The sequence below is a fragment of the Streptomyces sp. NPDC048191 genome (assembly GCF_040652655.1).
Classification (GTDB): domain Bacteria; phylum Actinomycetota; class Actinomycetes; order Streptomycetales; family Streptomycetaceae; genus Streptomyces.
In genome coordinates this window covers 43,438-49,437 of record NZ_JBEZMO010000043.1, presented here as the reverse complement: position 1 = coordinate 49,437, position 6,000 = coordinate 43,438, and the positions used below count along the sequence as shown (strand labels likewise).

The 6,000-nt window shown below is 72.9% G+C and carries 6 protein-coding genes; 2 read left to right on the top strand and 4 right to left on the bottom strand.

Annotation, left to right across the window (positions count from 1 at the left end; all coding sequences use genetic code 11):
- Window positions 1-179 precede the first annotated feature (179 nt).
- Together AB0D93_RS38370 and AB0D93_RS38365 are read right to left on the bottom strand one after the other, a co-directional pair.
- The gene (locus tag AB0D93_RS38370) at window positions 180-629 is read right to left on the bottom strand and encodes a spore-associated protein (protein WP_362130311.1); all 450 of its coding nucleotides are present in this window, start codon (window positions 627-629) and stop codon (window positions 180-182) included.
- Between the two features lie 113 nt (window positions 630-742).
- Window positions 743-1,798, bottom strand: coding sequence for a LacI family DNA-binding transcriptional regulator (locus tag AB0D93_RS38365; protein ID WP_362130309.1), 1,056 nt, complete (start codon window positions 1,796-1,798; stop codon window positions 743-745).
- An 818-nt stretch (window positions 1,799-2,616) separates the two neighbouring features.
- Here AB0D93_RS38365 and AB0D93_RS38360 point away from each other — a divergent pair.
- Window positions 2,617-4,095: a glutamate--cysteine ligase gene (locus AB0D93_RS38360; protein WP_362130306.1), complete on the top strand. Its 1,479-nt coding sequence runs from the start codon at window positions 2,617-2,619 to the stop codon at window positions 4,093-4,095.
- Between the two features lie 139 nt (window positions 4,096-4,234).
- Here the strand turns inward: AB0D93_RS38360 and AB0D93_RS38355 are convergent, their stop codons facing one another.
- Together AB0D93_RS38355 and AB0D93_RS38350 are read right to left on the bottom strand one after the other, a co-directional pair.
- Window positions 4,235-4,651 carry a nuclear transport factor 2 family protein gene (locus AB0D93_RS38355; protein ID WP_362130303.1) on the bottom strand — a complete coding sequence of 139 codons (417 nt, stop codon included), beginning with the start codon at window positions 4,649-4,651 and terminating at the stop codon, window positions 4,235-4,237.
- A 143-nt stretch (window positions 4,652-4,794) separates the two neighbouring features.
- On the bottom strand, window positions 4,795-5,178 hold the full coding sequence (locus AB0D93_RS38350) for a helix-turn-helix domain-containing protein (RefSeq protein WP_362130300.1): 384 nt from the start codon (window positions 5,176-5,178) through the stop codon (window positions 4,795-4,797).
- 148 nt (window positions 5,179-5,326) lie between these two features.
- On the opposite strand from AB0D93_RS38350, the gene AB0D93_RS38345 reads away from it, so the two are divergent.
- Window positions 5,327-5,977 (top strand): NAD(P)H-dependent oxidoreductase, encoded by a 651-nt coding sequence (locus AB0D93_RS38345; RefSeq protein ID WP_362130297.1) that lies wholly within the window; start codon window positions 5,327-5,329, stop codon window positions 5,975-5,977.
- Window positions 5,978-6,000: the final 23 nt, after the last annotated feature.

The following is a 6,000-nucleotide window of genomic DNA, read 5'->3' as shown; positions in this document are numbered from 1 at the left end:
GGCGCCGGGCCCCCCCCCCCCCCCCCCGCCGCCCGCCGCGGGGGGGGCGCCCCCCCCCCCCCCCCCCCCCGGGCGCCCCCCCCCCCCCCCCGGCGCGCCCTGTCGGAACGCACGTCGTTCCCACAGGGCGCGCCGGGCCCATGGTCCGCACGGCACTGCTGCCGCGCGGGAAGGGCGGGTCAGCGGGTGAAGGTGACCCGGTTCTCCTTCAGGGCACTGCAGTTGGAGCCGGTGACCTGCACGTACACGTTCCTGATGTTGCCGCCCCAGTCGACGCAGTGGGCCTTGCCGTACACATAGGTCGGCCCGGCGTACGACGTGTACTGCCCGTAGTCCTCGTCACCCTGGTCCGTGTCGGAGACGTAGATCCATGCGGACATGGCCACGGCGGTACCCGGGTTGCTGCGGATGGTGGCGACGCAGTTCTTTCCGTTCGCGGCGTTGTACGTCAGGTAGACCGTGCCCAACGAGCCGACCGGCGCCGAGTTCACGGTCTTGTAGCCGCTTCCGCAGACTTTCTGCGGTGTGGTGTTGGCCGCGGCGGAGGCGGGTGCCGCCAGGGCCGTGGCGGCACCCACCGACAGGGCCGCCACGGCACCGGCGGCCAGGACGGAACGAGCAAATCGCATATTCCCCCCTTGCAACTGTTGGAGGTGGTTGCTCCTGTCTGGTGTGACCCTCGGGGGCGGCAAAGGGTTGTGCCCCGTCCGCAGAAGAGGTCTTGCGGGCGGCAGCAGCCGGATCAACGGGATCGCAGGGACGAGGCGCGCAGGACGAGCCGGGGCTCGTCGGCCGGCGCCCCGTCGCCGGATTCCGCCGGCCCGGCCTCACCGGCGGCCGGCGGCGTGCCCAGCCGGGCGAGCAGCAGCTCCACCGCGTCGGCGGCGGCCCGGTCCAGCCTCAGGTCGACGGCGGTGAGCGGCGGTTCGCAGGTGCGGGCGCGCAGCCCGTCGTACCGGGTGACGACCATGACGTCGTCGGGGATGCGCCGGCCCGCGTCCCGCAGCGCCCGTACGGCACCGACGGCGAAGGCGTCGACGAGCACGCACAGCGCGTCAGTTCCGGGGTGCTCCGCGAGCAGCGCGGCGCACCGGTCGTACCCCGCCTGCTCGCCGCCGTCCTCCGGGGCGGTGGCGACGACCGGCGGCCAGCCGTGTGCGGCAGCGGCGCGCTCGTAGGCGGCGCGGGCGTCGACCGAGGAGTGGCGGGTGCCCGCGCCGACGACGAGTGCCGGGTTGCGGGCGCCCTGGTCGCGCAGGTGGTCCAGCAGCAGTTCGACCACCCGGCCGCCGTGCAGGTCCACGTAAGGCGCGTCGTCGTCGGGGGCGGTGGGCCGACCGAGCGCGACGTACGGTAGTCCGCGTTCGCGCAGTTGGGCCACGGCCGGGTCGTCCGCCTCGGGCTCGACCACGATCGCGCCGTCGATGTCGACCGAGTACAGCGCGGAGCCGGACTGCACGGGCGGGATGAGCACCAGGGCGTAGTCGTGGACGAGGGCCCGCTCGGCCGCGGCTGCGGCCACCTCCATGTAGAAGCCGAGCCGCGAGGGGCCGCCGGCCACCGCGAACGGCATCGAGGAGGCCAGCGCGATGGCCCTGGCCTGGCCCCGGCGCAGCCGCTGGGCACGCAGATTGGGCCGGTATCCCAGTTCGGCGGCGACCTTCTTGATGCGTTCGCGGGTCCGCGGGTCGACCTTGCCGATGCCGTTGAGGGCGTGGGACACCGTGGTCCGCGACACCTGCGCCGCCGCGGCGACGTCGGCGATCGTGGGCCGGCGGGCGCCGTGGGACGTGGTCATGGGGACATTTTCGCAACCTCCGCCGCGCGAGGCCAGCGCCGCCCTCACCTCTGACCGGGCGCCGGGGGCCAAGAGCCGCCGCGTGTACGGGCGTTGACGCGCGCAGTCGCCGAGGAAACGGTCGCAACCGGTCCCTGTACCGGGTTCCGGGTGAGGGTGTCGCCGGGAGCCGGGGCGGCAGGGAGCGATCACCGTCCGCCACCTGTGGAGCCGCACCGCCCGTTCCGGGGCAGCGGGCGGCTTGCCCCGGCCGTGCCGGACACCTGCCGGTCGCCCAGATCGCCGCCCGTCGCGGCGGCGGCGCCTTCGCCGACTCGTGCACACGCAGGTCACGGAGGCCGATGCGGGTGACCGCGGCCCGGGTCGCGCGGGCGCCTGCCCCGGACCCGACGTGGCCGCGGCCCGCGTCGCCCGGTTCCGGCGAGGCGGCGGTCGGCGCCGAGGCCGTACGTACCGATGGGCTGCGCCACGGATGCGGCTGCCGGGCGCGGAGACCCGCGCAACCCTCGTCTGCGGCCGGCGTCCCGAAGGAGGCGCCGGCGAGGCGCCGTCGGCCACCGCATCCGGCGCGATCACGCGCTGTGCACAGCCGTGTACCCGAAAGCCTCGGCCCGGCCCGTCCCGAGGACCAGCGGCGGGGCCCTCGTCCAAGGGCGGCTCGCCGTGGCGGGGCGGCGAGGGACCGGCCGGCCGCGTCGCACCGGTCGGCGGGGCGGTGCGTCCACGCCCCCGCAGGTGCCGGCCACGCTTGGTGAGGCTCGCGCGATGGTGCGACGCTGGGTGGAGAGGTCTGCGACGAGGGGCTTCCTGGAGGGCCGATGGGACGCGACGTCCCGGCGCTCGTCTTCACCCGCGAGGACCGCCGCCGGTACCGGATCAAGATGCACGAGTGCCTGGACGCCCTGGCGCAGATGCTGCGCGAGTCACGGTTCGAGTCCGAGCGGCCGCAGGTGGGCCTGGAGATCGAGCTGAACCTCGTCGGTGACGACGCCGAGCCGGCGATGCGCAACACGGACGCACTGAAGGCGATCTCCGACCCCGCCTGGTCCACCGAGCTGGGCCGGTTCAACCTGGAGATCAACGTCCCGCCCCGGCGGCTGACCGCGGGCGGGCCCGACGCGTGGGAGTCGGAGATCCGAGCCGCGCTGAACCACGCCGACGAGCGGGCCGGGTCGATCGGCACCCGGCTGATCATGATCGGGATCCTGCCGACGCTGCGGCAGGAGGACATCGACGAGGGAGCGTTGTCGGAGAACCCGCGCTACCACCTCCTCAACGACCAGATCTTCGCGGCCCGCGGCGAGGACCTGCGCATCGAGGTGGACGGCGTGGACCGGCTGCGCACCTACGCGGACACCATCACCCCGGAGGCCGCGTGCACCAGCACGCAGTTCCATCTCCAGGTCTCCCCCGAGGAGTTCGCCGGTTACTGGAACGCGGCGCAGGCCATCTCCGGGGTCCAGGTGGCGCTGGCGGCGAACTCGCCGTTCCTGTTCGGCAAGGAGCTGTGGCACGAGACCCGCGTCCCGCTGTTCGAACAGGCCACGGACACCCGCCCGGAGGAGATCAAGGTGCAGGGCGTTCGGCCCCGGGTGTGGTTCGGTGAGCGGTGGATCAACAGCGTCTTCGACCTCTTCGAGGAGAACCTGCGCTACTTCCCGGCCCTGCTGCCGCTGTGCGACGAACAGAGCCCGGCGGACACACTGGACCGCGGCGACGTCCCCGAACTGGGCGAACTGACCCTGCACAACGGCACGATCTACCGGTGGAACCGGCCGGTGTACGCCGTCTCCCACGACGTGCCGCACATCCGGGTGGAGAACCGGGTGCTGCCCGCCGGCCCGACCGTCGCCGACACCCTCGCCAACGGTGCCTTCTACTACGGGCTCACCCGGGCCCTGGTGGAGGAGGACCGGCCGGTGTGGTCGCGGATGTCGTTCGCCGCCGCCGAGGACAATCTCCACACCGCCGCCCGGCACGGCATCGAGGCCCTGCTGTACTGGCCCGGGATGGGTGAGGTACCGGTGCCGGAACTGGTCCTGCGGCGGCTGCTGCCGCTGGCGCACCGGGGGTTGGAGCACTCGGGCATGGACGCGGCCTGGCGGGAGCCGCTGCTCGGCATCATCGAGCAGCGTTGTGTGACGGCGCGCAACGGCAGCGTGTGGCAGAAGGAGATGTTCCACCACCTCGACGCCACCACGCGTATCGGCCGCCATGAGGCGCTGCGCCGGATGACCCAGCTGTACATCGACTACATGCACCTCAACGCGCCGGTCCACACCTGGCCGGTGGACTGAGAGCCGGCTCGGCCGCGCCCGCCGGGCAGGCTCACCGCGCGGTGGAAGGCGCAGTTCACGGTTCTCGGCCAACTCCTCCTCGGTGAAGGCCGTGCGTACGAGCGGGTCATTCCGACGGGGGCCACCGCCCGCCGCTCCCTCACTCGGGTCCCGTCACGCCGTTCAGCGGAACGCGTCGCGCGGAGAGCTTGCGGTGGCTGATCCGCCAGCCGTCGAGGGTGCGTACGACGGTGTCGTCGTAGGTGGCCGAGCCGCAGGAACCGTCCGCCATGACACCGAGCCCCTTGGACCGGACCCGCACCCGGCCGTCCGCCGCCTCCCGTACCACCACGTTGGTGACGTGGTGGGCGACGGGATTCCCGGCGCCGAGTGCCACAGCCGCCGCCCGGATGGCGGCCACCCCGACCAGCGGGCCCTGTCCGAAGTCGCTCACGTCGTAGACGACGTCCGGGGTGAACAGCTCCGCCAGCCGGTCGAGTTGCCCTTCGTCCACGAGGTGGCCGTGCAGGGAGATCAACTCGGTGATGGCCAAGCGGTCTTCGAGCGTGAGCGCCATGGGCGTCCTCTCGGTGTCATGTGGCGGACCAGGACCTCGATCCTCTCGCGGACGCGCCGGGCTGTCGCACCGTCCGGACTCGTCGACCAGGACGGGCGGTTCCCACACCCCGCTCGATGATGTCCGTGCCCGGGGCCCGGGTCCTAGCCCGGCTGCGCCTCGCGCTCCATGCCGGTGCACGGCTGCTCGTCCGGCAGGTGGGCCTTGGCCCACTCCCCCAGTTCGCGGAGCGCCGGCTCCAGGGCGGCGCCCGCCCCGGTCAGCCGGTAGGACACGCGCAGTGGCGGCCCCTCGTCGACCTCGCGGAGCACGAGCCCGGCCGCGCCGAGTTCGGCGAGCCGGTCGGACAGCATGCGCTCGCTGATGCCGGGGATGGCCCGGCGCAGGTCGGCGAAGTGTGCGGGCTGTTCCACCAGGACGGCCACGATCGGGCCGCTCCAGCGCTTTCCGAGCAGCTGGAAGACACGGGTGATGCCCTGGTCCACCCGCTTGCACGCCGCACTGTCGTGAGTCACGTCCGCCGCCATGTGATCAGGGTACTACCTCACCGTAGGGTGGTGAAAAAAAGTAAGCCCCTGTGTTATTGATAGTCGAGTACGAAAACACAGCCCGTGGCAGCCGCCACTGGACTGTCCAGTGGACCTTGTCCCCCTTTGTCATCTTTCCGGAGTCATCATGGCCACCCTGCTGCACATCGATTCGTCCGTGTTCCCGACCGAGGCCTCGGCCTCGCGGGCCGTGGCGGAGACCTTCCGCACCCACTGGCAGGAGCAGCACCCCGACGGCACGGTCGTCCACCGCGACCTGGCGGCGCGGCCCGTCCCGCACATCACCGCCGCCGCGCACACCGCCGGCTTCGCCGACCCCGCGTCGCACACGCCGGAGCAGGCCGCGGCCTTCGCCGAGCGCGTCCGGCTGATCGAGGAGCTGGAGCAGGCCGACGCGGTGCTGATCGGCGCCCCGATGTACAACTTCTCGATCCCCTCGACCCTCAAGGCCTGGCTGGACAACGTGATCCTCATGGGCCGCACCGCGGGCGAGACCCAGTCCGCGAAGGGCACCCCGGTGACCGTCGTCGCGAGCCGGGGCGGCGCGTACGGGCCGGGCACGCCGCGCGAGGGATACGAGTACGTGCAGAACTACCTCACGGCCGTCCTCGCCGACGCCCTCGCCCTGGACGTCGACTTCATCGTCCCGGAGCTGACCATGGCCCCGCAGAACCCGGCGATGAGCGAGCTGGTCCCGCTCTACGAGGCCTCCCGTGACCGCGCCCTCGAGGAGGCCGCCGCGAAGGCCAAGGAGCTCGCCGAGCGCTTCGCGGCCTGACGGCCCCCGATCCGGCCCGGACG

Coding starts and splice junctions, on each gene's coding strand:
- AB0D93_RS38350 (WP_362130300.1), bottom strand. CDS start 5,178: ATGGCGGCGGACGTGACTCACGACAGTGCGGCGTGCAAGCGGGTGGAC.
- AB0D93_RS38365 (WP_362130309.1), bottom strand. CDS start 1,798: ATGACCACGTCCCACGGCGCCCGCCGGCCCACGATCGCCGACGTCGCC.
- AB0D93_RS38355 (WP_362130303.1), bottom strand. CDS start 4,651: ATGGCGCTCACGCTCGAAGACCGCTTGGCCATCACCGAGTTGATCTCC.
- AB0D93_RS38360 (WP_362130306.1), top strand. CDS start 2,617: ATGGGACGCGACGTCCCGGCGCTCGTCTTCACCCGCGAGGACCGCCGC.
- AB0D93_RS38345 (WP_362130297.1), top strand. CDS start 5,327: ATGGCCACCCTGCTGCACATCGATTCGTCCGTGTTCCCGACCGAGGCC.
- AB0D93_RS38370 (WP_362130311.1), bottom strand. CDS start 629: ATGCGATTTGCTCGTTCCGTCCTGGCCGCCGGTGCCGTGGCGGCCCTG.